This is a genomic window from Arthrobacter sp. CAN_A212 (assembly GCF_015752345.1).
GTDB lineage: Bacteria > Actinomycetota > Actinomycetes > Actinomycetales > Micrococcaceae > Arthrobacter_D.
In genome coordinates, this window is sequence record NZ_JADOUT010000001.1 from 241,708 (window position 1) to 264,727 (window position 23,020).

Below are 23,020 nucleotides of genomic sequence, written 5' to 3' on the forward strand. Positions count from 1 at the left end.
TTGCCATCAGCGCCGATGTACCTCATCGACTACCGACCGCGGTTTAGCTGCCATATGTTCTCCCTCTAAGAGTCGTTCGACCGTCTCAGACTTCATATTTCATCTACTTACCCAGATCCGACGATGCTGAGGATCCGCCCTGCTGCCAGCAAATGGAGCGCCGTAATCGGCTCAGCAGGAACCCTCCGCCTGGCAAAGAAACATCAGGTCCGGGGACAGAGAAATACCCCAACCAATTTGCTTCCGCGGAATGCACATAATCAACACGGTGCCGGGGTCTGGGGCAGTACACCAATCGTAATCCTCCAGGGCTGTTGCGTCTACGGTTGGGGCTTTTCTTCTCCCAGCGATCTTTTCGCCTGCATTGTCTCGGCAATATCAGCGAACACCGCGCGCGATTCGCGGAGCCACGGCAAGCCGACAAACACGTGGAATGCCCCGGCAAAACGGTGCAGCACCACGTCGCCTCCGGCATCGATCATTTTTCTTTGAAAAGCGAGTGCATCCGCCATGCAGATATCCCGGGTGCCCTGATAGATGGAAGTCGGCGGTAGCTCGGCCAGCGCGGTGGGAGGGGCGAAGACCGGGCTGACTGATGGGTGCCGCGGATCCGCTTCTCCTGCCCACCACCTGCCAGCCTCGACAGCACCCGGCACCCCCAGCATCGGGTCCACCCGATCGTACTGCGGAATATCCGGGTTGGTACCTGTGACGTCCAGCCACGGGGAGAACAGTACCAGCTGGCCGGGTCGCGGCAGATCCACAGCGGCGAAGTGCAGGGCCTGGCCCACCGCCAATCCAGCGCCCGCCGAATCGCCCGCCAGGCAGACGTCGTCGGAGGCGGTGGTTTCGAGCACCCGTTCGTAGACGGCGGTGAGATAGCGGTAGGCCTCAGCGAACGTGTGCTCAGGTGCCAGCCGGTACAGCGGCACCGTCACCGTGGCACCAGTGGACCTGATCAGCGCTGCGATGATCCACCAGTGGGGAGTGGTCAGTTCGTTAATGTATGTGCCGCCGTGGGTGTAGATGATGTGCCGTCCCGAGCCGCCGGACCGCGGCCGCAGCGTCACTGTGCGCACGCCGTCGAGAAGGTAGTCCTCGACGCTGCACAGCCGGCGCAGTGCCCGGGTCAGCGACGCGGGGCTGGGATAGGTGCGCTGCAAATACTGTCCCCGCATCCAGTCGACCGAGTTGTAGTGCCCCTTGGTGGGCGTCAGGCGCAAAGCGGCGCTGGCGAATCGCAGGGGCATGCTCGGACGATCGGGGGTGGTCCGGTTGGTCGGGGTCATGGGCTTAACTCTAGGGGCCTAGCGGAGGCGGGCGCCGCTGCCTAAGGTGAGAGGATGGCAAACCCAGCACACACCAGCCTCCAGCACAGCTGGCAGGGCGAGGACGATCCCTCCCGGATCGACACGGCAACGATCAACCTTGAAACCGACCGCCTCACCGCGCACGGCACCTCCAGGACTGCCGACTACGCGATCAGCTGGGCACTCGGGACGACGTCGGGCTGGGTCACCCAGCGGCTCACCGTGACGGTCCATGGGCAGGGGTGGAGCCGCCACCTTGAGCTGGACCGGACCGAAGCGGGTGAATGGTCCTGCGTTGCCCAGAGTTCCGGGGATTCCTCCCTTCCCGAGCCCGGGATCGCTGATCCTGACGCCTTGGCTGGCGCATTGGATTGCGATCTGGGCCTGTGCCCGGTCACCAATACGATGCCGATCCTGCGTCTGGACCTCCTGACGGGGGACGCTGCCCCGGTCGATGAAACCGAGCTGACCATGGCCTGGGTTGAGGTCCCCAGCCTGCGCGTGATCCCCAGCCGTCAGGTGTACAGCCAGGTGCGATCGGCACGTGAGGATAGTCCTGCCATGGTGTTGTTCAGTTCGGGCAACGGCGGCTTTACGGCTGAACTCACTGTTGACGACGACGGCGTCGTGCTCGACTATCCCGGACTCGCCCGACGGATCGGCTAGCGCCCGGCCGCCTGCGGTAGCCCGCACTGGGTAAACTCGTGCAGGCCGGTAATGCATCTGGCGCAGACCAACCACGTGCAACCCGGACGGCGAGGAATCCATGACCAACGCGGTAGACGTTGCCCTGATGATCGACCTGTTGGGGGTCTTTTTCTTCGCCGTTTCCGGCTCCCTGCTGGCAGCTCGGAAGGGGTTCGACCTGGTGGGGTCCCTGCTGTTGGCCTCGCTCGCCGGACTGGGCGGTGGTGTGGCACGGGACCTCATCATCGACACGGTCCCCGCGGCATTCTCGAATCCCGCCTACCTGATTCCCCCCGTGCTCGCCACCCTCCTGGTGTATTTCCTGTTCTCCGGGGTGGAACGGGTCAGCAACCTACTGGTGGTCTTTGACGCCGCCGGCCTGGGGCTGTTCTGCATCACCGGCACGGTCAAGGCGCTGGAGTTCGGGTTGCACCCGGTGGCGGGGATCCTGCTCGGGGTGACCACCGCCGTCGGCGGCGGATTACTCCGCGACGTCGTCGCGAATGAGATACCCCAACTGTTTGACCCACGGGACATCTACGCCCTACCCGCGATGCTGGGCGCCGGGCTGACCACCCTGCTGGTAGGCACTGGAGGGTTCAACGTGGTGACCGGAGCCGTCGTCGCGACGCTGGTGTTCGCGCTACGGGTCCTCGCCTGGCGCTTCAGCTGGCGTGCACCCCTCGCGGTGCTCGGCTGGAAGCGTTCAGGCACTGCGTAGCCGACCCGGCGGCGGAGGCTAGGATGGAAGTATCCCCCACCCCCACCCCTGGAGTTCCAAGTGACTGAGCTATTCCTGGACAAATTCCGTGCGCTTGTCCCGGCGTACTTCGACGACCAGTGGTCGGCGGAGGATGGACTGTCGAAGGAAGAGCTCCAGGACCTCATGGAGGACCAGGACTTCGACCTCCCACTTGCCCTGCGCGACTTCTACCTCGCTGTTGGCGCCGTCGAGGACATCATGGAGGCCTACCACTTCTTCTGGGATCCCGACGAGCTGACCATCGAAGACGGCCACCTCCTTTTCCTCGAGGATGAAGAGGAAAAGTACACCTGGGGAATCCGCGTGGACCAGCTGGATGTCCCGGACCCCATTATCTGGCGTCGCAACAATGCCCGCGGAACATGGAAGAGCGAAGAGGGCACGTTCAGCGAGTACGTCCTCGACATGTTCGAGTGGGTGTTCGAGGAAGACACGGACGAGCAGTGACCGAGTGGGTGCGGCACGCGCCTGACGGTTACCAGTGCCCGTTCTGCGACTTTGCTGCCGGGGATTTCGGTGCCCCCAAGAACCTGTGCCGGCCAGGCGATCTGATCTACTCGGACGATCTGGTGCTGGCCTTCATTGCCTCCCACGGATTCGAACCGCACCCCGGCCATGTGCTGGTGACCCCGCGCGCGCACTTCGAGTTGTTGTACGAACTGCCCGACGACGTCGCCGCCCGCATCATGACCGTCACCCGTGACATGGCCGTCGCCATCAAACGGGCCTGGTCCCCGGACGGTATCTCCACCCGCCAACACAACGAACCTGCAGGCAGCCAGCACGTCTGGCACTACCACCAGCATGTCCTCCCCCGCTGGCACAACGACGGCTTCTACTTCACCCCGAAGCGCCCCGTCGTGGACCCCGCGGTCCGGGCGCGGAAGGCCGACGAACTCCGCGCCGTCCTGTAACCCGGCCTGCGGGGTCTGGCCTCGCGGGCTGACCCGTGGCTGTGGAGGTAAAGCCGGGCGGAAGCCGTGCAGGTTTCCCCAGGTTGTGGGCGTCACACCGCGTGTCGGCGCGCGCCACCCCGATGACGTGGGAGTTGGGGCGTGGAACCTGGGGAGAGTTGCACCCGGTCAGCGGATGACGCGGCCGGAAAGGACCTGTCGGATCTCCCGGAGCACTTCCTCTGGATGGAACATGATGTCCTCATAGCTGTAGCGCAGCACCAGGTACCCGCCGACAATGGCCCCATTGTTTCGCCGGAGATCCCGACGGAGGGCACGCCGGTCGGAGTGAAAGGCGGCACCATCCACCTCGACCACCAGAAAGCCCTCAAGCAGGAAGTCAACCCTCCCGACGCCGGCCAGTGGCACCTGAGTCTCAACGTGGAATCCTGCGTTGATGAAGAGGACCCGTGCCACCACCTCCAAGGGAGACTCGGCGGCGCACGTCACCAGACCCACCGCCGCGCGGGCGGGGGCATTCCGTTCCCCGGGTAACCGATCCAGCAGAAAGCTACGAATCGTGTCACCCCGACGGAGCGCACACTCGACCATGACGGCGGCTTCAAGTGGCGGAAGACATCTCAGCGCGTGGACCAGCACATCCACCAGTCCCACCAGCGGCAACCGCGGATGGGGAGGGACGGTGCGTTCCCGATGGTTGGTGTAGCCGGCGCCATGCCCATGCCGGCAACTCAGATGCAGGGAGTTTGCTGGCGTTACCGTCCACAGGTCGTACGTCGCGGCTGCTGAAACACAAGTCAGGCGACCGTTGTTGAGGACGGCGGCCACATAGTCGGGACGCGCGTCGGGCAGTGAAATCACCCCCGTACGGAGTCGGAGTATCTCACCGCGTGCCACGTGGCGATCAATCTGGCGGCGGGTCGGACCTCGTTTCAACACCTCGCAGCAGCGGGCGACCGACCCCAGACCCCTGAGGGTGGTGATGGCATCCATCTGGCCAGTGCAGCCGATCCTGGCCCGTTCCGGTCTTCGGTGCGGCCCTATGTGGGCAGGCGCAGCGACAAACGGCCGCGGGATAGGCCTGTGGAGGTAAAGCCGGGCGGAAGCCGTGCAGGTTTCCCCGGGTGCTGGGCATTCAACCCCGTGGCGACGGGCAACACGCCGTCTAAGGGAACCTTGCGGCGGAGAACCTGGGGAGACGTGCACACCAGCGAAAGGCTGAGACGGGAACCTGTTGGGACTAGACGTCCCGGGTGACTACTGCCTGGGCAAACGCGGTCAGCGCCTGCTTGACGGTGCTCTCGGGCAGGGGCTCAAGGGCGGCGACGGCGTCGTCAGCCCACTGGTGCGCTACCGCCCAGGCCTCCTGGGTGGCCGGGTGGCCGCTGACCGCGGCGACGGCCGTGGCGAGCGCCTCGTCCGAGGTGAGGTCCCCATCCACCAGATCCAGCACCGCTACGGCCGAGGCGTCCCCCCGCGCGGCAGCCTGACGGATCAGGAGGACAGGCAAGGTTGCCACGCCTTCGCGCAAATCGGTGCCGGGCGATTTGCCCGAGGTGACCTTGACGCCGGTGACGTCGATGACGTCGTCGGCCAATTGGAAGGCCACTCCGACCCGCTCACCGTAGGCAAGCATCACGTCGATCGCCGCCTGGGGTGCGTCACCGAACAACGCACCCAACTGCCCGGATGCAGCCACTAGCGATCCGGTCTTGTCCGCGATGACCGAGAGGTAGTGCTCCACGGGGTCCTCGTCGTCGCGGGGGCCCACCGTCTCGTGCAGCTGTCCCAGGCAGAGCCGCTCGAAGGTCCGCGCCTGGATACCGAGCGCCTGACCACCCAGCTCCGACACCAGGATTGAGGCACGGGCGAAAATCAGGTCACCGGTCAGGATGGCCACCGAGTTCCCCCACACCTCGTGCGCTGTCGGGGCGCCGCGGCGGTAGGGCGCAGAGTCCATGACGTCGTCATGATAGAGCGTGGCCAGGTGGGTGAGCTCGACGACGACGGCGGCCTGCACCACCTCGGGGCGGCTCGAGTCGCCCAGGTGCGCGGCGAGGATCGTGAGCAGCGGCCGGATCCGTTTGCCGCCTGCTTCGACAAGGTGGCGGCTGGTGGCGTCTGCCAGTGGGTCGGAACTGGAGATGGCTTCTCGCAGTTGCTTCTCCACCTCGGCGAGGCAGGAGGAGACGGCAGGACCCAGATCGGGATCATCGGCAATCAGGGCGAACCCAGGGGGAAGCTTCAGACCGGTGGCAATGGCTCCGATGACAGTATCGAGCTCGGCGCCGTCGGAGCGCGGGTGCCCAGCGCTGGTCCAGCCGGGGTTCGCAGATTCTGTCACTGTCTAAGACTAACCAGTAGAGCGCGCGGAGCTGGCATGGGTCCGGGTGCGTGGATGGGATTGGTTGCTGACGGCGGGTACCAGCTGCTCCAGCAAGTGAATGACGCGGTCCTCGAAACCCTTGCCACCGGTGTCGGTCAGGTTGGCGAGCATGCGCACCACGAAGCGCATCAGCACCGGAATGGGCATGCCGGTCCGCAGCGCCAGGCGCAGGATCGCTGGCTTACCGATAAGCTGCGCGAAAATGGTACCTAGCGTGAAGTGGCTGCCCCACAGTCCCCGAAGGTGCGGTGCATAACCGGCCAGCACCTGGTCGCGGCCCAGCGGCGACCGGACCTGTTCGGCGTTGATGATGAACTCGGCAGCGTAGCGTGCCGACTCCATTGCGTAGGAGATACCTTCCCCGTTGAACGGGGAGACCATTCCGCCGGCGTCGCCGAGCAGCAGCATTCCGGGACTGTAGTGGGGTGTCCTGTTAAACCCCATCGGCAGGGCGGCGCCACGGATCTCGCCCACCTGCTGCTCGGGCACAAAACCCCACTCCGGGGGCATCCCGGCAGTCCAATCCTTCAGGACCTGCTTGTAGTCGATCTTCCCGAACTCGGCCGACGAGTTGAGAATCCCCAGGCCCACGTTGGAGGTCCCATCCCCCACGCCGAACACCCAGCCATAACCGGGGAGCGGACGGCCGGAGGCATCGGGCAACTCAAGCCACCCTTCCATCCACGGGTCCTCGTGACGCGGGGACGTGAAGTAGGTGCGCACCGCGACGCCGAGCGGGCGGTCATCGCGCTTCGCCAGGCCCAGGCTGACGGCGGTCCGGGTCGAATTGCCGTCGGCTGCCAGGACGGTGTCGGCGTGGAACTGCCGGGTCTCACCCGTTTTCCGACCGGCTGCGTCAAGGATATTGACGACGACGCCCTTCACCCGTCCGGCGTCGTCCCGGATTGCGGAGGTGACTGAGTGGCCTTCAAGGATGACCGCTCCGGCGGCGCGGGCGTGCTCGGCAAGTTCCTCATCGAATCCGAGCCGGGTGCGGACCAGGCCGTAGTCGGGAAAGTCGGTGAGCTCTGGCCAGGGCACCTCGACCGTTCGCCCGCCAGCCCGGAGCCGCAGGCCGACGTTGCGGCGCCATCCTGCCGTTTCCTCGTGGGGTAGCCCGAGCAACTGAATCTCCCGCACCGCGCGGGGGGTGAACCCGTCGCCGCAGACTTTTTCCCGGGGGAAGACCGATTTTTCGACGACGGTCACGTCCACCCCGGCACGGGCCAGGTAATAGGCAGCTGTCGATCCCGCGGGGCCAGCCCCGACTATCAGTACCGACATCTAGTTGGCGGGCCGTGCGCTGCGGCGGCCAGCACGCGCCTTGACCGGTGTTGTCGCTGGAGAGCCCAGTGGCTTGGTGGCCCGGTGGATGGCCACGATACCGCCGTTCAGGTTGCGGTAGGCCACGCTTTCCCAGCCGGCGTCGGCGAGCCACCCGGCTAGAGCATCCTGGTCGGGCCAGGCCCTGATGGACTCGGCAAGGTACACGTAGGCGGTGGGGTTCGAGCTGACCTTGGTGGCGATGGCGGGGAGGGCCCGCATCAGGTACTCCGTGTACATGGTGCGCCACAGCGGGACGGTCGGCTGGGAGAACTCGGCAATGACCAGTTTGCCGCCTGGTTTGGTGACCCGGAGCATCTCGGCGAGCGCCAACTGCGGGCGGTGCACATTGCGCAAGCCGAAGGAGATGGTTGTCGCGTCGAAGGAGTCATCGGCGAATGGAAGGTCGGTGGCGTCGCCGGCAATGAAGTCGATGTCCGGGCGGCGGCGCTTTCCCACCCGCAGCATGCCGAGCGAGAAATCACACGCCACCACGTACACGCCGTTGTCGGCGAACGGCTCGCTGGATGTGCCGGTGCCTGCCGCGAGGTCGAGGACCCGCTGGCCCTTCACGGCACCCACTGCCTCCACCACAATGCGCCGCCAGCGGTGGGTCTGCCCAAGGGACAGGACGTCGTTGACCACGTCGTATTTGGGCGCCACGTCGTCAAACATGGCTGCTACTTCTTCGGGACGCTTTTCCAGTGATGCACGGTTCACCCCTCCATTGTCTCAAACAATTGACAGGTCCCTAATCGATCGTTCACCGACCGGCTGCCATCGGCGCCTGCAGTGCCCCTGACACACCCGCTCCGAAGGCAAGAGTAGGCTTGGAAATCATGAGCACCCCGTCCCCCATCGCGGTCGCGCCGCCGCTGACATCAGCGCACGGCCTCCGCAGTATTACGATCGAGCGGGGACAGCTCGACGACAGCACCGGACTCCTCGACTACGTGGCGCGCAACGACGTTCATACCTGGGTCCGCCGCGGCGACGGACTGGTTGCCTTTGGCGAGACCACCCGATTTACCGCGACGGGACCAGACCGGTTCGCCGACGCCCAGGAATGGTGGCGGACCGAGTTGGCGGCCGCCGACGTCGTCAATCCGCTCAGTGTTCCCGGCTCCGGGCTGGTGGCCTTCGGCTCATTCGCGTTCTCGAAGACCTCCGGGCACCCGTCCCGGCTGATCGTTCCGCGGATCGTGGTCGGTTGCCGAGACGGCCATAGCTGGCTCACCTACATCACCGACGACGCCGACGCGGAGCTGAGCGGGGCCGCAGCCGAGGCTGCACTGGCCGGGTATCTCGACGAGACAGCTGTCGAACGGGTACCCAACGCTGGAGACAGGCTCACCTCGGGGATCCTCTCCGAAGAGCAGTGGATGACCGCGGTGGAGCGGGGGATCGAGCACATCAGGTCCGGAGAGCTGAGCAAGCTGGTGCTCGCCCGCGACGTGGTGGCCGAACTGGGATCCCCGGTGGCCACGGCCCAGGTGCTGCGCGAGTTGGCTGTCAGGTATTCCGATTGCTGGACCTATTCGGTGGACGGGCTGATTGGCTCGACGCCGGAAATGCTGATCAAGGTGGAGAAGTCGACGGCGCGCGCCCGGGTCCTGGCAGGCACGCTGGACCGCAACAACGCTCCCGCGGACGACCCGGACTACGCACAGCGGGTCCTGGCCGGCTCGGAGAAACAACTCCATGAGCACCAGATCGCTATCGACTCGCTGACCCAGCAGCTTGAACCGTTCACCAGCTCGATGACCTCGCATAGTGAGCCCTTCGTGTTGGAACTGCCGAATGTCTGGCACCTGGCCTCCGATGTCACAGCTCAGTTGGAACCCGGGGCTGATGGAAGCGTGCCGACGTCGTTGGCCCTGGTCGGCGCGCTGCACCCCACTGCCGCCGTCTGCGGCACTCCCACCACGGTGGCAGGCGCCCTGATCCGCGAACTGGAACACCTGGAGCGCGGACCCTATGCCGGACCCGTCGGCTGGATGGACGCCCGCGGCAACGGGGAATGGGGAATCGCGTTACGGGGAGCTGTGATCGAAAGCCCCACCCGGGTGCGGATGTACGCGGGGTGCGGGATCGTTGCGGCCTCGAATGCCGCCGCCGAGCTGGCGGAATCCTGGAGCAAGTTCCGGCCCATGATCGAGGCTTTGGGGATTCGCCGCTAACGAGAGCTTCCTCCTACATCACACTCCGCGCGGGCGCGAAACCTGATGGTTACCTATACGCAATAGCTGTAGCCTGTGATGCACATCTCGATACGACTACACTGTGAAACGAAGTTTTCCCCGTCCACAAAAGAGGTAGCTGTATGTTTGCCAAGCGCTCAACCGTTCCCAAGACCCTCGCCATCGCGGCCATCGGCGCGCTCGCGCTCAGCGCCTGCGGTGGCTCCGACGAGCCAGCCGCCGAGGAATCGGGTCTCGGCCTGGTCGCCGAGGGTGCCCTCACCGTGTGCTCGGACATCCCTTTCGCACCCTTCGAATATGAGGAAGACGGCGAGTACGTCGGCTTCGACATGGACCTGATGCGGGCCATCGCCACCGGCATGGACCTTGAGCTCGAGGTGGTCGACGTTGGCTTCGACGGCCTCGCCAGCGGTGCGGTACTTGCAGCCGGCCAGTGCGACATCGGCGCGAGCGCCATCACCATCACCGAGGAGCGCTCGGAGAATCTAGCATTCACGGAGCCGTACTACGACTCCCTGCAGTCGCTGCTGGTCCCTGTCGATTCCGACGTTGCCTCAATCGACGATCTGGCCGGCGAGTCCGTCGGGGTGCAGGCTGGCACCACCGGCGAGACCTACACCCGCGAGAACGTCCCCGAGGACACCGAGGTGGTGGCCTTCCCCAGCGACGCTGAACTGTACTCGGCGCTTCAGGCCGGCAACGTTGCCGCGATCCTGCAGGACCTCCCGGTGAACCTCGTCCACACCGAGGACGGCACCTACACGATCGCCGCAGAGTTCGAGACCGATGAGCAGTACGGTTTCGCCACCACGAAGGATGGCAGCGAGGATCTCCTCGCAGCCGTCAACGAGCAGCTCGCCGAGTTGCGGGACAATGGCGAGTACGACGAGATCTACAACACCTACTTCTCGGAGTAGAACCACCTCGTTCGGAACCCGCCACGGCAGCACATACTCTGCATAGCCGTGGCGGGTTCCGGGCCGTAAGCCTTCTGAGAGAGATTGGCCCCCGTGAAACGATCAACCCGCAGACGCCTGACCCGCGGCGCCTTGTACGCAATCTTTATCCTCGTCGTCGTCGTCATCGTCTCGCTGGCTGACTGGGGAGCAATCCGAAGCAATTTCTTCGATGTGGACGTAGCCATCGAGGCCTTCCCGGAGATCCTGACAGTGGCGGCGAAGAACACCGTCCTGTATACGGCCATCGCCTTTGTCGGTGGACTTCTCCTAGGGTTGATCCTCGCCCTGATGAAGCTCTCCCCCGTGTTGCCATACCGCTGGGCAGCGACCGCCTACATTGAGCTCTTCCGCGGGCTACCAGCACTGCTGGTGATCTTTGGCTTCGCCTTCGCTGTACCGATTGCGTTCGGTTGGCGGCCGCCCGGTGGCAGCGCCGGAGCGGGCCTGATTGCTCTGATCATTGTCTCTTCGGCCTACATTGCTGAAACCATCAGGGCTGGAATTGAAGCAGTCCCGCCGGGTCAGGTAGAGGCTGCCCGGTCGCTGGGAATGCACCCTTCCTGGACCATGATCTCCGTCGTGCTCCCTCAGGCATTCAGGATCATCACCCCGCCGCTGACCAACGAGCTGGTGATCCTGATCAAGGACACCTCGCTGTTGTTCATCGCGGGAATGGCCCTGGGCGACCGCGAACTGACCACGTTCGCCCGCGACATGGTCTCCTCTTCCGCCAACGCGACCCCGCTGGTCCTCGCCGCCCTGCTGTACCTGATCATCACCCTGCCGCTCACCCAGCTGGTGGCCAAGCTCGAACGACACAACAAGAGAGGGCGGTGAGCGAAGTGACCGAACCAACGCTCCGCAAAGGCGTGCCGGCCATTGAGGTCCGGAACCTGCACAAGAATTTCGGCGACAACGAGGTCCTGAAGGGCATCGATTTCCATGTGGACCGTGGTGAGGTGGTTTGCGTGATCGGGCCGTCGGGCTCCGGGAAATCCACCCTCCTGCGCTGCGTGAACCGGCTGGAGGAACCCACCAGCGGCACCATCATGGTGGAAGGCGTCGACATCACGGACGACGAGACGGACCTGGACAAGGTACGCACCCGCATCGGTATGGTGTTCCAGCAGTTCAACCTTTTCCCGCACCTCAACGTGACCCGCAACCTCACCCTGGCGCAGATCCGGGCAAAGAAGCGCAGCAAGTCCGAGGCAGGCGAGGTCGCGGCCCGCAACCTCGCCAAGGTGGGGCTGGAGGACAAGGCGACGGCGTTCCCGGCCCAGCTCTCCGGCGGTCAGCAGCAGCGGGTGGCCATTGCCCGCGCGCTGTCGATGGATCCGGACATGATGCTGTTCGACGAACCCACGAGCGCCCTGGATCCCGAGTTGGTCGGTGACGTGCTGGACGTGATGAAGCAGCTTGCCAAGGACGGCATGACCATGATGGTGGTGACCCACGAAATGGGGTTCGCCCGTGAGGTGGGGGATCGGGTGGTGTTCATGGACGGCGGAGTGGTGGTCGAGCAGGGCAAACCCGAGGACGTCCTCGGCAACCCGCAGCACGAACGTACCCGCGAGTTCCTCTCCAAGGTCTTATAGCCCGACGGTCCTGTGGCTCCAAGATCCTGTGGCTCAACAGTGCTGTGCCTCAACAGTGCTGTAGCTCAACCCCGCGCCGGGCCCTAGCGGCGGGCCCGAACGCGTGGGACGATAAGTCCATCTGACCAACCAACCGCGGGAATCCTCATGCCCTCACCCACCCGGCCCGCAAGGCTTCGCGCCCGGCTGATCAGCGTCGTCGCCCTCTGCTGTGCCCTCCTGGGCGGGATGCTCACAGCACAGCCCGCGACCGCGGCCCTTCCGGTGGGCGACCCCAACAGTTATCACGTGCTGGTGACCAAGTCCCGGCCCTTGAACCCGCTGAACTACATTGCCCCGGATCTGGTCTACTTCCCGGGCACCAACTATGTGATGCGCAGCGCCGTCTCCGCAAACCTCACGAACCTCTTCGCCGGTGCCCGCAACGCCGGGGCACCGCTGAGCGTGGTGAGTGCCTATCGTTCCTACGACGAGCAGGCGGCCCTCTACAACTACTACGTATCGATCTACGGCCAGGCGGTCGCGGACACCCTCTCGGCGCGGCCCGGGCACAGCGAGCACCAGACGGGACTCGCCGTCGACGTCGGGAACGCCAACGGTTCGTGTGGACTGGGATCCTGCTTCGGTGACACTCCGGGCGGTCGGTGGGTGGCGGCCAATGCGTACAAGTACGGCTTCATCATTCGCTACCCGGACGGCTACCAGTCCACCACCGGCTACACCTACGAGCCCTGGCACCTGCGGTATGTCGGACGCCCCCTGGCCGCCGAAATGAAGACCCGTGGCTTCCCAACCCTTGAACACTATTTCAGCGGTTCCAACCCAACGATCAAGAGCTCCACGGACCTCACCGCGGTGGACTCGGCGGGAGTGCTGTGGAATTACCCGCCGACCTGGTCCGGGGGGCTGTCCAAACGCTCCCGGGTGGGGAGTGGCTGGGGTGGTCTGAAGGCAGGATTCGCCACCGACTGGAACGCTGACGGCGTCCAGGACATCCTTGCCCAGTGGCAGGACGGCAGGCTGACCCTCTACCGCGGACTCCGCGGGGGCGGCTTCCAGACACCAATCCGGATCGGGAGCGGATGGGCCAACCACGAAATCACCGTGGGTACCTGGTGGCGTGGAAGCAAATATCCCTCGGTTGTCACCAAGGACGGTGCGGGACGGCTCTGGCACTATGCCAACAACACCGGCGGCGCCCTGTCCTCTCAGGCGCGGGGGCAGATCGGATCGGGTTGGCAGAACCTGCGGATCACCCTCGCCGATTACGACCGGGACGGCAACCAGGACGTCCTGGGAACCCGTGCCAGCGGCGAGCTCGTGCTCTACCGGTCAAACGGTCTGGCCCGCTTCATTCCGGAAAGCCGCAGAACCATCGGTTCCGGCTGGCAGCACATCGACAGCGCACGGGCTGTCTCGGGATTCCAGGGTCCGGGCTCCTACGGGCTGACCGCCCGCACCAGCTCGGGCATCCTGAAGCACTATCCGATCACCTCCCGCGGGTGGGGCGGCTCGTTCACCATCGGCACCGGTTGGCAGGACTACCGGTTGTTCCGGTAGTCCCGGTCCGACAGAAAAGGATCCAGGCTCCGGCCGGGCTATTCGGCAGGCCGCCAGGGCTGGCCGGGCGCCTTGGGCTGGCCGGGTGGGGCCAACCTCGGTGATCGATACCGCTAGACGACCCGGGAAACGCTCGCCTTGATCGATGCGTGAAGTGCACGGAGACCGGCGCGATCCGCCCGGACTTCGATGATGGAGCGGCCCTCGATGGCAGGTTCCAGAGCCGCCTCCAGCGCGAGGGCCGAGTCGACGAGGGTATGCCGAACGCCGTAGCCGCGGGCCAGCGCGCCGAGATCGGCTGCGTGAGGGGTTCCGAAGAGCCGTTCGACCACCCCACGATGGCGTTCCAGATTTTCCTCCGCGCCGTGTTCGAGTAGCCCAAATATTCCTCCCCCTGAGTCGTTGAGGACCACAATCTGCAAGTCCGCTTCCTCCTCGCCCGGCCCGAGAAGCAGCCCCCCGGCGTCGTGCAGGAACGTCAGGTCTCCCACGAGCAGCCGCGTCGGGATCCCGGTGGCGAGCGCCACTCCTGCGGCAGTCGACAGCGTGCCGTCGATGCCCGCGAGGCCACGGTTGGCGTACACCTCAAGCGGGTGCCAGCCCGGGGAGGCGATCAGGTCGGCGTCCCGGATGGGATTGGAGGATCCCAGGACCAGGTTGCCGTCGGTGTGTTCCCAGACAGCATCCGCAACATGAAGACCGTTGAGGGCGCTGCGCTCCGCGAGCAGTGAGCGGACAGCGGCGTCTGCGTGTGTTCCGGCGACCTGCCAGCGTTCCAACCAGCCGGGTTCGCCCGTCCCGGCGAACTGCAGCAGGTCATCAAGGGTGGTGATGATCCCCTCCCGGCGTCGTCCTTCCTCAAACCAGGCCACCGGTCCGGGAAGGTAGAGGGCCTGGTCCACGTCGGTCCGTGACAGCAGGGCCGCTACCGGCCGGGAGAGCGTGGGGCGCCCGAAGACGACCACCCGTTCGATGTCAGCCCCCAGATGTTCGAGGAGCAGCCGGTACTGGGCGACGGCGTTCGGTCCGAAGCGGGCGTTCGAGGAGGGCTCGGCGAGGAGCGGGAGGCGCAGGTGCTGCGCGACGACGGCGGCCAGCTCGCCTGCACCGTGTCCGGCAACCACCACGGTGCGGGCCTGCGATGTCGGGATTGGCTGGGTCTGGCGCGGGAGGACTCGTTCGGCTGGCACCACCGGGCCGCCGTCGTGCACTGCGCCATCGGAAGGGGAAGCCGCAGCAGGGGCCGGGGCCGCAGGAACGGGTACCCCAGCCGAGTCCGGGGCCGCAGCAGGATCCAGTGCCGCAGCGGGGCCGGGAATCAGGGGGTCCCGGAAGGCGAGATTCAGCTGGACCGGCCCCCGCGGCCCGGACGCACCCCGAGCCTCGGCGAGGGCCCGGGCCACGAACGGCGAGGGATCAGTACCGGCCGGAACATCGAGTGCGCACCGGACGTGAACACCGTAGAGGTCGATCTGGTTGGTGGTCTGATTGGCCCCGCTCCCCCTGAGCTCCGCGGGGCGGTCCGCGGACAACACCACCAGGGGCACGGCGGCGTGATTGGCCTCCATCACGGCGGGTAGCAGCTCCCCCACGGCGGTGCCCGACGTCGTCAGGACCGCGACCGGCGCCTGCGATCCCAGGGCAAGGCCAAGCGCGGTGAACCCGCCCACCCGTTCATCAATCCTGACGTGCAGGCGGACGGCACCGGCCGCTTCCGCCTCGGCGAGTGCGTACGCCATCGGTGCGCTGCGCGACCCGGGCGCGACAACGACGTGGCGCACACCCGCGGCGGTCAGCGAGGCTACCGCCAGCCGGGCGGCGTCGATGGAGTTCAGCTGCTGGTTCACGCCTCCATCCTCACACAACCCAGCTGGCGCCCTGGCCTTCTGGACCGGGATGGCATGAAGCTACGGTGCTGCGTTGCTAGGAGAAGCCCTTCGCGTCCCGACCGCCCCGGTGGTCGTCCCGGCGCGGCCTCCCGTCTCCCCGCCCCCGGCCCCGCGGTTTGTCATTGCCGGGGAACACCTGCACCACTGAGGGCCGGGGCACTGCCGCGTCCCCTCGACGGGGTGCGCTGCCCGCTGCGACATAGTCCGGGAAAAGGGAGGTCTGGTTTCCCCAGACCCCGTTTTCGCCGGGATGCTGGACGGCAACGAACACGTGCTTGTCCTTGTCCCTGATAATCGGCCCACAGGTTTCGCTGTCCCTGGGGACAGCCAGGAACTGCTCAACCTTGCCGCGGTCCTCACCGTCGAGCGTGACCTGAAACAGCCCGTCGCAGTACCCGATGGTGCCGGGTTGCCCGTCGGTGGAGATCCACAGGTTGCCAACCGAGTCGAACGCCAGGTTGTCGGGGCACGAGATGGGCGACACCTTGTTCGCCGGAAAACCGCTGAAGTATACGGTGGGGTCGTTCGCTGGGTCGCCGCAGACCAGGAGCAGGTTCCAGGTGAAACGGGTTGCAGTCTGGTCTCCCCCGCGCTCGGTGATCTCGATGACGTGCCCGGTCCGGTTGCCGGTCCGGGGATTAGCTTCGTCGGCAACGGCATTGGCTCCGACCCCGCGGTTGGTGTTGTTGGTGCACGCAACGTACACCTTGCCGGTCAGCGGGTTCGGCTCCACATCCTCGGCGCGGTCCATCTTGGTGGGACCCACCTTGTCTGCCGCCAGCCGGGTATAGACGGCTACCTCCGCGGCACTCATCCCGGGCACCGCCGACTTGTTGTTCACGATCAGCGGCAACCATTCGCCGACGCCGTCGAACGCCCCGTCGGTGGGCACGGTGCCCGAACCATCAATCTCGGGTGTCGAGTTGCCCTGAAACCGGGCCACATAGAGCGACCCCTCGGACAGCAGCGTCATGTTCCTTCGTCGGGCGGCCGGCGTGCCTGCCGTGTCCATCCGGTTCTTGGACACGAACTTGTACAGGTAGTCGAAACGCTCGTCGTCGCCGGAGTACGCGACCACCCGGCCGTCGTCGGCCACTGAAACGTTCGCACCCTCGTGCTTAAACCGGCCCAGCATTGAATGTTTCTTCGGCGTCGAGGTTTTGTCGAACGGGTCCACCTCAACGATGTAGCCGAAGCGGTTGGTTTCGTTCCCGTAGCCGGCGTTGCGGGTGTCCAGCCGCGGTTCGTCAATTTCCCAGCCGCGGGCGGTCGGCGCCGCGGTGAGACCGTAGCGCCGGTCTGATGCGCTGGTTCCAGGGCTCATGAAATAGCCATTGAAGTTCTCCTCCCCCGACAGGATGGTCCCCCAGGGGGTGGTGCCGCCCGCGCAGTTGCCCAGGGTTCCGCGGATGGTGCGGCCAGCGGGATCGTCGACGGTTTTGACCAGGTCGGATCCGGCGGCGGGGCCGGTGAGCTCGTAGGGGGTAGCCAGCAGGAAGCGACGGTTCAACGGTGCTCCCTGGACGTATTTCCAGGGCTTGGACGCGTTCTGCCGTTCCAGTTCGACAACCGTCAGCCCGTGCGCTGCGCGGCCGATGCCACGCACCTCAGCGGCGGGCATGCTGGGCGGAACCATGATGGGTTCGTTGGTGTACTCGTGGTTCACGAACATGACGGCCCGCTTCCCCTTGCTACCGGGCAGGTCAAGGATCTCCGTGTAGTCGCAGTTGTAACCGAACTGGAGCTCCTGCGCGGCTTCGGACTGGTTGAAGACATCAAACGCCGGCGAACTGCGGAACAGCGGGTCACCCCAGCGGATGATCGGCCGCCAGGTGAATCCCTGGGGCACAGTGAAGTCATCTACCAAAGCGTCTACCGGGCGGATCGGCGAAAATTTGAGGTTACTGCGGGGGCCGCGCCGCTGGACCGCGACGGCGGGTGCCAACGGTTGACCGGGCGCCTGCAGTGGGGTGCCCGCCTGGCCGCCGACGATCAGCGCCAACGCCCCGACTGCACCCACCCCGAGCATGTTCCGGCGTGAAAATTCGGACGAGGCAATGTCCCGGAAGTAGCTGTTGTCGGTGGTGTTGCAGACAGCCGAGGCGCAGGCGTTGTCACACTTCAGCGCGCAGGTCACCGGGCTGCGCTTCCCGTTGGTGTGGCCCAGCATGGGCAGGAAACGCTTTTTTGTGTCAGTCATGGGGTGCCTTCCAGCAGCGGAGGGGGAGAGCCGCTCCTACCCTGTCCCGCCCAGGCAAACTTTGCGGGCCATCAAGATGACCGGCGGGTGAACTTCTTCCAGGATCGGTTCAACAGGGTTTTTGGCTGAGGAGCGAGGTCACCAGGTCCAGCCGGTCCAGCCACCAGGCCGTCCGCTGCGGATCGGCGGCGTACCGGTCCAGCAACTCCTCGGACACGTCCACCAGCCCCACGGGCAGCCATCCGCGGTCGGGCACCAGCGACTCCGCCGTGATGTCCCCGTTCATGAGGGTCACGGTGCCCAGTCCGCAGGCATAGGGAAGTTCCGGGAGCGCCGCCGCGAGGGCTACGCCGGCGCTGATCCCCACCGACGTATCCAGCGCCGAACTGACGACGGCGGGAAGCCCCGCCTGCGCGACGATATCGAGCGCCCGCCGCACCCCGCCCAGGGGTGCCACCTTGATCACCAGCAGATCGGCTGCGTCCTCCCGTGCGACGCGAAGCGGGTCGGATTCCTTGCGGACTGATTCATCGGCGGCAATCAACACCGGGGCACCGCGACGGCGCAGTTCAAGCCTGACCTCCCGCAAACCAGCGATATCCATCACCGGCTGCTCAGCATATTCGAGGGTGTGCTCGGCGAGGGCTGTGAGCGCGGTGATCGCAGCCGGAACAGTCCAGCCGCCGTTCGCGTCGACCCGCAGCCCCGCGGCGGGGAGCAGTCTGCGCACCTCAGCCACCCGGGACAGGTCGTCGGCGAGACTCTGGCCCTTCTCCGCGACCTTGACCTTGACGGCGGTGACCGGCCCAAAACGGGCCAGCACCGATTCCACCTCCCCAGCGGATACAGCGGGGACGGTGGCGTTGACCGCCACCCGGTCCCGCACCGGTTCGGGGAAGCCCTCCCAACCAGCTTCAATGGCGGCCAGGAGCCAGGGGACCGCTTCGGCGTCGTCGTACTCGGGGAAGGGGCAGAACTCTCCCCAGCCGGCAGGACCACGCACCAGCAGGGCCTCGCGGTGGCTGACCCCGCGGAACTTCACCCGCATGGGAATCGACACCACCCGGGCGGAAGAACGGAGATCAGTGGCTGGGACGAGTGTGCTCACGCGTTCAGGTTACGCGACGGATCAGTGGCCGCCGGATGGGAGCGACAGGCTTAGGAGACGGGCCGCAGGGCCGACTGCACCGCTATCAGGTCCCGGCCGTACTGGACGTCGTAACGTTCCTGGAGAGTTCCGTCGTCGTACACCACGGTGACGAACAGGTAGCCGTTGACCACCGAGGACGTCAGTATCAACGGTTCGGCCTCCAACAGCTCCACCTGGAGTTGCTCCAGCTCCGCCTCCTCACCGCCTCCAGGGTTGGCCGGATCCAGCCGGGGGTCAATGTCGGCAATGGTGTCGTAGAGGGACAGCGGGATCGGGTCACCCGTGCGGGTAAAGGCGGCGCCGTCCCACGTCCCCTGCACCGCGTAGGTTCCCCAGGTCACCCCGGCAGCGGTTTCGGACTGCTCCACCGCCAGCCAATCCCAGCCGAGGAGCTCCGGTCCGGAACACTGCGGCGGGTAGGACTCGGCCACGCCGCCGAGGCACAGTTGTGGCGGAGCCTCACCCTGCTGAAGGACGGCGCCCTGCGCTAACACCTCACCCGGGGCTGGGATAGCCCGCGCGTCGCCCGCCGAAGGCACGGCCGACGACGGAGAGGTCGGCGCTGGGGAGATACCCGGGGAGTTCGCAACGGGAGAATCCGGACTGGTCGACCCTGGACTGGTCGACCCCGGAACTCCCACTGCCCCGCATCCGACCAGAACCACGGCGGCCAGAGCCGCCGCAGCAAACAACTTTGTCGTCGTCGCTGACGACGTCGGCCGGAGCGCGCGGTGCCGTGTCATTGACTCATTGTCCCGGCTCCCCCTCGCGACAGGATCCTCGCAAGATCACAATTGGATTACAGATGTGCGGCGCGCATGTGGAAGTCTTGCAGGGTGAGCTCCAGGCAATCCACGAACCCGTGCACGCGGCGACCTCCCGCCGCGCGCAACCCAGCCTTATTCCTGCTGGGTTCGCTCCTGTGCGCCGTGGCACTGGGCTGGACCTACTGGGCGTTTGTCCGCACCAGTACCGGGCAGTTCGCCGATGAATCCGCCTGGCGGGAGGCGGGTTTCGCCGCACCCGACTCGCAGCAACCCTTCCTGCGGTTCCTGGATAGCTTGCCCGCGCTGTCGGTCCTGATTGCGGCCGGGGTGATCCTCTTCGTCACCCTGCGCCGGGGCCGGTGGCCGGCCGCAGTGATCGCGCTGGGGACAATCGCCGGAGCCAATCTGACCACCCAGCTCCTGAAGAATTTCCTGCTGGACCGCCCGGACCGTGGCGTGCCAACCCTCGATTTCAACTCGCTTCCCTCCGGGCACACCACCCTCGCCGCGTCAGCTGCCGCCGCCATCTTCCTCGTGGTCACCCCGCGGTGGCGGCCGTTGGCTGCTGCGGCCGGGGGCACCTACGCGGTGGCTGCGGGCGCTGCGACCTTCCTCAACCTCTGGCATCGGCCGGCGGACGTGGTCGCCGCCTTCCTGGTAGTCGGCGTGTGGACCCTTCTGGGAGGACTGCTGACCATGCGGTTCGGCAACGACTGGAACGTCTGGGACGGGTTCGGAGGGCACTGGGCGGCGTCGAAACTGTGGCTGACCTTCTGCTGGGCGGCAGGGGTGGCGGGCCTCGCCCTCGGCGTGATTCTCTACCTGTACGTGCAGATGATTGGCCCCGCCCCGGTCCCGGGGACAGCGAGCATTCCCCTCTTCTTCTGGTCGGGGCTGTCGATGATTGTGGGGGTCGGATTCACGCTCAGCGCCGCTGCCGGCTGCCTGTTCGGCCACCAGGCACGACGACGCCAAGCCTGAGCCGGACCACGGCCCGCCTCCTCAGAGGTTCTGCCACCGAGTCCCCCGTTCAGCTGTGCCGGGGTCATCACCGTTCGTTCCTCGCGAGTGCTGTCGGCCGGTGCGGCGGTATCCAGAACCAGAGGACCACAGCAGCGAGCACACCGAGACCGCCGGTGGCCCAGATACCCGCCGACAGGGTCGCGACGGCGGTCACCCCCGCGAGGATACCGGGACCGGTCGTGGTGCCGATGTCGCTGAGCAGCCGCCAGATCCCCAGGAACTGCGGGCGGCCGGGGTTCGGGGAGAAATCGGCACCGAGGGTCATGACAATGCCGGACCCTATTCCGTTGCCGAACCCGATGAGCAGCGCCACCAACAGCAGCCCGACGGCGTCAGCCGTGAACGGGAGCAGGATCAGGGCGACCCCCATGATCAACATGCAGGGCACGGCGACCCAGCGGCGTCCCTTGACGTCCATCAGTTTCCCAGCGGGGTAGAAGATCAGCATGTCGATGCCCCCCGACAATCCGTAGATCAGGGCCGTCGTGGTGACGTCTAACCCAATGTCCTGGGCCAAGAGTGGGAGCACTGCCTGCCGGGTGGCCCGGATCGCAGCGATCAGCAGGACACCAAGGCCCACGGTGGCGAAGACCCGGCGATGAGAACGCAGGATTGACCGGACGGTCGGCGCGGGCTGTGGTTGGCCCGCCATCCCTTCGATCCCTGCGGACCCAGCCGTTGCCAGCCGACCGGGTGCAGCCAGTTCCGGGACTCTGCTGCTCAGCACCGCGGCCAGGAGTGCCGCCCCAGCCCCCACCCAGTAGGCGCCCGCGAGACCGCCAGAGCTCATCGCCAGGGCTGCCGCAAACGGACCAAGGAACACCCCGATCCGTGTCACGCCGCCCAGGGTGGAGAGGGCACGCGCCCGGAAATGGAGGGGAACCACTTCCGTGAGGTAGCTCTGGCGCGCCAGGCCAAACACTGCGCCGGCCATTCCGACCATGAAAATGGCTGCCGCGAACACGGCGAGGTTCGGGGCCAGCAGCCCCAGCACCATCGCGGCCGAACACCAGAGTGATGCACCCACCAGCGACCACCTTTCGCCGAACCGGGTAGCTATCAACGTGGCGGGGACGTTGGTGACCAGCGAACCGATACCGGTCAGCGTGATTACTAGGGCAGCGGTGGCAATGTCGGCTCCCAGACTGCGCGCCGACAGCGCGATGACCGGCAGGATGGCACCCGTCGCCACTCCGTAGAGGAGGGATGGACCATACGCGCCGACGGCGATCGATTTCAGGTTGAACGATTCGGCCGGCACGGTTCTACTGTAGTCACCGGCTCGCTGGTCCCCGGCACCGGTGACTGCCAGGACAGCAACCATCGGAAGGGTGCCAGCATGGCAGGGCCAGCGCTGGAGTGCCAGCGCAGGCCTAGCCCTCCCGGGTACTCCGCCCCAGGAGGAAGAACGCCACGAGGGCGAGGATTCCAGCTAAGCCCTCAGCGACCGCGCTCAGGGTTTTTTCGAAGAACCAGATCGGCTCATACATCGCGGGAATGGGACCGATGGCGGGAAGCTGTACGTACGCCGACACCACCACGGCCACGAATGCTGATAAAGCCACTACCGCGGCAATGAGGTAGGACAACCTGCTGCCTCGGAGGAGGACGTAGAAAGCCGCCAGCACCGCTGCGGCCGCCTGTAGCCAGAACAGCGTGCCACCGCCCATCCCACCTGGATACGCGATCTGATAGTTGGCGGCGAGCTGCACATGGACGAAGGCATCGATCGCCAGTCCGATGGCGATGGCTACGCGAAGACCGACCAGCACCGGGCGGTTGCGTGGGAGTACCCGGTTGCTCACCCTTCGACGACCAGTGTGCTAATCATGGCCGGGTGCGGCATGCAGAAGAAGGAGTACTCGCCGGCGTCCTCGGGAGCCGTGAAGGTGACAGTTTCGGTCGGCCCGACGGGCGTGTCGAACACGCCTTCCTCATCCGAGGTGACAGTGTGGCCGACTGCATCATTGTTGATGACAGTCACTTCGGCGCCCGGAGCGACCGGTCCGGAAACTTCGAACTCAAAGTCTGTGATGGTGATGACCACTTCTTCGGCCGCCTCGGCCGGGGCCTCAGCTGACTCGGTGGTCTCGGCCGGCGCGGCAGCTGGACTGGAGGCGGCCGGGGTGCTGGTGGCTACCGGAGGTGCGCTCGGCCCCTCCGTCTCGGTGCTCCCCGAGTCCTCAGCGGTCCCACAGCCGACAAGCCCGACCAATGCTGCGGTCAACATTATTCCTGTGATGCTCTGACGGATTTTCATGGCTGTCCTCCGAAGAATTGCAGTCGGAAC

22 protein-coding genes are annotated in these 23,020 nt (G+C 65.9%); 10 read left to right on the forward strand and 12 right to left on the reverse strand.

Going from position 1 to position 23,020, the window contains the following annotated elements; all coding sequences use genetic code 11:
- Nucleotides 1-320 precede the first annotated feature (320 nt).
- Nucleotides 321-1,289 carry an alpha/beta hydrolase gene (locus tag IWX64_RS01190; RefSeq protein WP_196865325.1) on the reverse strand — a complete coding sequence of 323 codons (969 nt, stop codon included), beginning with the start codon at nucleotides 1,287-1,289 and terminating at the stop codon, nucleotides 321-323.
- A gap of 54 nt (nucleotides 1,290-1,343) precedes the next feature.
- On the opposite strand from IWX64_RS01190, the gene IWX64_RS01195 reads away from it, so the two are divergent.
- From IWX64_RS01195 to IWX64_RS01210, 4 genes are all read left to right on the forward strand, one after another.
- Nucleotides 1,344-1,976: a putative glycolipid-binding domain-containing protein gene (locus IWX64_RS01195; protein ID WP_196865326.1), complete on the forward strand. Its 633-nt coding sequence runs from the start codon at nucleotides 1,344-1,346 to the stop codon at nucleotides 1,974-1,976.
- Between the two features lie 100 nt (nucleotides 1,977-2,076).
- Nucleotides 2,077-2,718, forward strand: a complete 642-nt coding sequence (locus IWX64_RS01200; RefSeq protein WP_196865327.1) for a trimeric intracellular cation channel family protein — start codon at nucleotides 2,077-2,079, stop codon at nucleotides 2,716-2,718.
- Between the two features lie 60 nt (nucleotides 2,719-2,778).
- Nucleotides 2,779-3,207, forward strand: a complete 429-nt coding sequence (locus IWX64_RS01205; protein ID WP_196865328.1) for a hypothetical protein — start codon at nucleotides 2,779-2,781, stop codon at nucleotides 3,205-3,207.
- Nucleotides 3,204-3,674 (forward strand): HIT family protein, encoded by a 471-nt coding sequence (locus tag IWX64_RS01210; RefSeq protein WP_196865329.1) that lies wholly within the window; start codon nucleotides 3,204-3,206, stop codon nucleotides 3,672-3,674. The genes IWX64_RS01205 and IWX64_RS01210 overlap by 4 nt, the downstream gene beginning before the upstream one ends.
- A gap of 168 nt (nucleotides 3,675-3,842) precedes the next feature.
- Here the strand turns inward: IWX64_RS01210 and IWX64_RS01215 are convergent, their stop codons facing one another.
- The 4 genes from IWX64_RS01215 to IWX64_RS01230 form a co-directional block, all read right to left on the reverse strand.
- Nucleotides 3,843-4,667 carry a DUF559 domain-containing protein gene (locus IWX64_RS01215; protein WP_196865330.1) on the reverse strand — a complete coding sequence of 275 codons (825 nt, stop codon included), beginning with the start codon at nucleotides 4,665-4,667 and terminating at the stop codon, nucleotides 3,843-3,845.
- Between the two features lie 247 nt (nucleotides 4,668-4,914).
- Entirely contained in the window at nucleotides 4,915-6,018 is a 1,104-nt protein-coding gene (locus tag IWX64_RS01220; RefSeq protein WP_196865331.1) for a polyprenyl synthetase family protein, read from the reverse strand.
- A 9-nt stretch (nucleotides 6,019-6,027) separates the two neighbouring features.
- Nucleotides 6,028-7,344, reverse strand: a complete 1,317-nt coding sequence (locus IWX64_RS01225; RefSeq protein ID WP_196865332.1) for a geranylgeranyl reductase family protein — start codon at nucleotides 7,342-7,344, stop codon at nucleotides 6,028-6,030.
- Nucleotides 7,345-8,103 carry a demethylmenaquinone methyltransferase gene (locus IWX64_RS01230; RefSeq protein WP_196865333.1) on the reverse strand — a complete coding sequence of 253 codons (759 nt, stop codon included), beginning with the start codon at nucleotides 8,101-8,103 and terminating at the stop codon, nucleotides 7,345-7,347. It abuts the gene before it with no gap.
- Nucleotides 8,104-8,222: 119 nt separating this feature from the next.
- Here IWX64_RS01230 and IWX64_RS01235 point away from each other — a divergent pair, with 119 nt between their 5' ends.
- From IWX64_RS01235 to IWX64_RS01255, 5 genes are all read left to right on the forward strand, one after another.
- Entirely contained in the window at nucleotides 8,223-9,563 is a 1,341-nt protein-coding gene (locus tag IWX64_RS01235; protein ID WP_245345562.1) for an isochorismate synthase, read from the forward strand.
- Nucleotides 9,564-9,706: 143 nt separating this feature from the next.
- Nucleotides 9,707-10,501: a transporter substrate-binding domain-containing protein gene (locus tag IWX64_RS01240; RefSeq protein ID WP_196865334.1), complete on the forward strand. Its 795-nt coding sequence runs from the start codon at nucleotides 9,707-9,709 to the stop codon at nucleotides 10,499-10,501.
- A 93-nt stretch (nucleotides 10,502-10,594) separates the two neighbouring features.
- Entirely contained in the window at nucleotides 10,595-11,380 is a 786-nt protein-coding gene (locus tag IWX64_RS01245) for an amino acid ABC transporter permease (protein ID WP_196865335.1), read from the forward strand.
- Nucleotides 11,377-12,141 (forward strand): amino acid ABC transporter ATP-binding protein, encoded by a 765-nt coding sequence (locus IWX64_RS01250; protein WP_334683056.1) that lies wholly within the window; start codon nucleotides 11,377-11,379, stop codon nucleotides 12,139-12,141. The genes IWX64_RS01245 and IWX64_RS01250 overlap by 4 nt, the downstream gene beginning before the upstream one ends.
- 147 nt (nucleotides 12,142-12,288) lie before the next feature.
- Complete coding sequence (locus IWX64_RS01255; RefSeq protein ID WP_334683057.1) at nucleotides 12,289-13,701, forward strand: D-alanyl-D-alanine carboxypeptidase family protein; 1,413 nt, start codon at nucleotides 12,289-12,291, stop codon at nucleotides 13,699-13,701.
- A 113-nt stretch (nucleotides 13,702-13,814) separates the two neighbouring features.
- Here the strand turns inward: IWX64_RS01255 and menD are convergent, their stop codons facing one another.
- The 4 genes from menD to IWX64_RS01275 all read right to left on the reverse strand — a co-directional run bounded on the left by menD (nucleotide 13,815) and on the right by IWX64_RS01275 (nucleotide 19,683).
- Nucleotides 13,815-15,548 carry a 2-succinyl-5-enolpyruvyl-6-hydroxy-3-cyclohexene-1-carboxylic-acid synthase gene (menD, locus tag IWX64_RS01260; protein WP_334683058.1) on the reverse strand — a complete coding sequence of 578 codons (1,734 nt, stop codon included), beginning with the start codon at nucleotides 15,546-15,548 and terminating at the stop codon, nucleotides 13,815-13,817.
- Nucleotides 15,549-15,624: 76 nt separating this feature from the next.
- The gene (locus tag IWX64_RS01265; protein ID WP_196865336.1) at nucleotides 15,625-17,790 is read right to left on the reverse strand and encodes a PhoX family protein; all 2,166 of its coding nucleotides are present in this window, start codon (nucleotides 17,788-17,790) and stop codon (nucleotides 15,625-15,627) included.
- Between the two features lie 109 nt (nucleotides 17,791-17,899).
- Nucleotides 17,900-18,898: an o-succinylbenzoate synthase gene (locus IWX64_RS01270; RefSeq protein ID WP_196865337.1), complete on the reverse strand. Its 999-nt coding sequence runs from the start codon at nucleotides 18,896-18,898 to the stop codon at nucleotides 17,900-17,902.
- A gap of 50 nt (nucleotides 18,899-18,948) precedes the next feature.
- The gene (locus tag IWX64_RS01275) at nucleotides 18,949-19,683 is read right to left on the reverse strand and encodes a hypothetical protein (protein WP_196865338.1); all 735 of its coding nucleotides are present in this window, start codon (nucleotides 19,681-19,683) and stop codon (nucleotides 18,949-18,951) included.
- A 93-nt stretch (nucleotides 19,684-19,776) separates the two neighbouring features.
- Here IWX64_RS01275 and IWX64_RS01280 point away from each other — a divergent pair, with 93 nt between their 5' ends.
- Nucleotides 19,777-20,688: a phosphatase PAP2 family protein gene (locus tag IWX64_RS01280; RefSeq protein WP_334683059.1), complete on the forward strand. Its 912-nt coding sequence runs from the start codon at nucleotides 19,777-19,779 to the stop codon at nucleotides 20,686-20,688.
- Between the two features lie 67 nt (nucleotides 20,689-20,755).
- On the opposite strand, the gene IWX64_RS01285 is transcribed toward IWX64_RS01280, so the two are convergent.
- From IWX64_RS01285 to IWX64_RS01295, 3 genes are all read right to left on the reverse strand, one after another.
- Nucleotides 20,756-21,991 (reverse strand): MFS transporter, encoded by a 1,236-nt coding sequence (locus tag IWX64_RS01285; protein ID WP_334683061.1) that lies wholly within the window; start codon nucleotides 21,989-21,991, stop codon nucleotides 20,756-20,758.
- A gap of 112 nt (nucleotides 21,992-22,103) precedes the next feature.
- On the reverse strand, nucleotides 22,104-22,535 hold the full coding sequence (locus IWX64_RS01290; protein WP_196865341.1) for a hypothetical protein: 432 nt from the start codon (nucleotides 22,533-22,535) through the stop codon (nucleotides 22,104-22,106).
- The gene (locus IWX64_RS01295; protein WP_196865342.1) at nucleotides 22,532-22,990 is read right to left on the reverse strand and encodes a cupredoxin domain-containing protein; all 459 of its coding nucleotides are present in this window, start codon (nucleotides 22,988-22,990) and stop codon (nucleotides 22,532-22,534) included. Before IWX64_RS01295 ends, IWX64_RS01290 begins: the two co-directional genes overlap by 4 nt.
- Nucleotides 22,991-23,020 lie beyond the last annotated feature (30 nt).

Excerpts from the sequence above, each read along its gene's own strand:
- IWX64_RS01190 (WP_196865325.1), bottom strand. The coding sequence starts at position 1,289 with ATGACCCCGACCAACCGGACCACCCCCGATCGTCCGAGCATGCCCCTG.
- IWX64_RS01195 (WP_196865326.1), top strand. The coding sequence starts at position 1,344 with ATGGCAAACCCAGCACACACCAGCCTCCAGCACAGCTGGCAGGGCGAG.
- IWX64_RS01200 (WP_196865327.1), top strand. The coding sequence starts at position 2,077 with ATGACCAACGCGGTAGACGTTGCCCTGATGATCGACCTGTTGGGGGTC.
- IWX64_RS01215 (WP_196865330.1), bottom strand. The coding sequence starts at position 4,667 with ATGGATGCCATCACCACCCTCAGGGGTCTGGGGTCGGTCGCCCGCTGC.
- IWX64_RS01225 (WP_196865332.1), bottom strand. The coding sequence starts at position 7,344 with ATGTCGGTACTGATAGTCGGGGCTGGCCCCGCGGGATCGACAGCTGCC.
- IWX64_RS01235 (WP_245345562.1), top strand. The coding sequence starts at position 8,223 with ATGAGCACCCCGTCCCCCATCGCGGTCGCGCCGCCGCTGACATCAGCG.
- IWX64_RS01240 (WP_196865334.1), top strand. The coding sequence starts at position 9,707 with ATGTTTGCCAAGCGCTCAACCGTTCCCAAGACCCTCGCCATCGCGGCC.
- IWX64_RS01255 (WP_334683057.1), top strand. The coding sequence starts at position 12,289 with ATGCCCTCACCCACCCGGCCCGCAAGGCTTCGCGCCCGGCTGATCAGC.
- IWX64_RS01265 (WP_196865336.1), bottom strand. The coding sequence starts at position 17,790 with ATGACTGACACAAAAAAGCGTTTCCTGCCCATGCTGGGCCACACCAAC.
- IWX64_RS01275 (WP_196865338.1), bottom strand. The coding sequence starts at position 19,683 with ATGACACGGCACCGCGCGCTCCGGCCGACGTCGTCAGCGACGACGACA.
- IWX64_RS01295 (WP_196865342.1), bottom strand. The coding sequence starts at position 22,990 with ATGAAAATCCGTCAGAGCATCACAGGAATAATGTTGACCGCAGCATTG.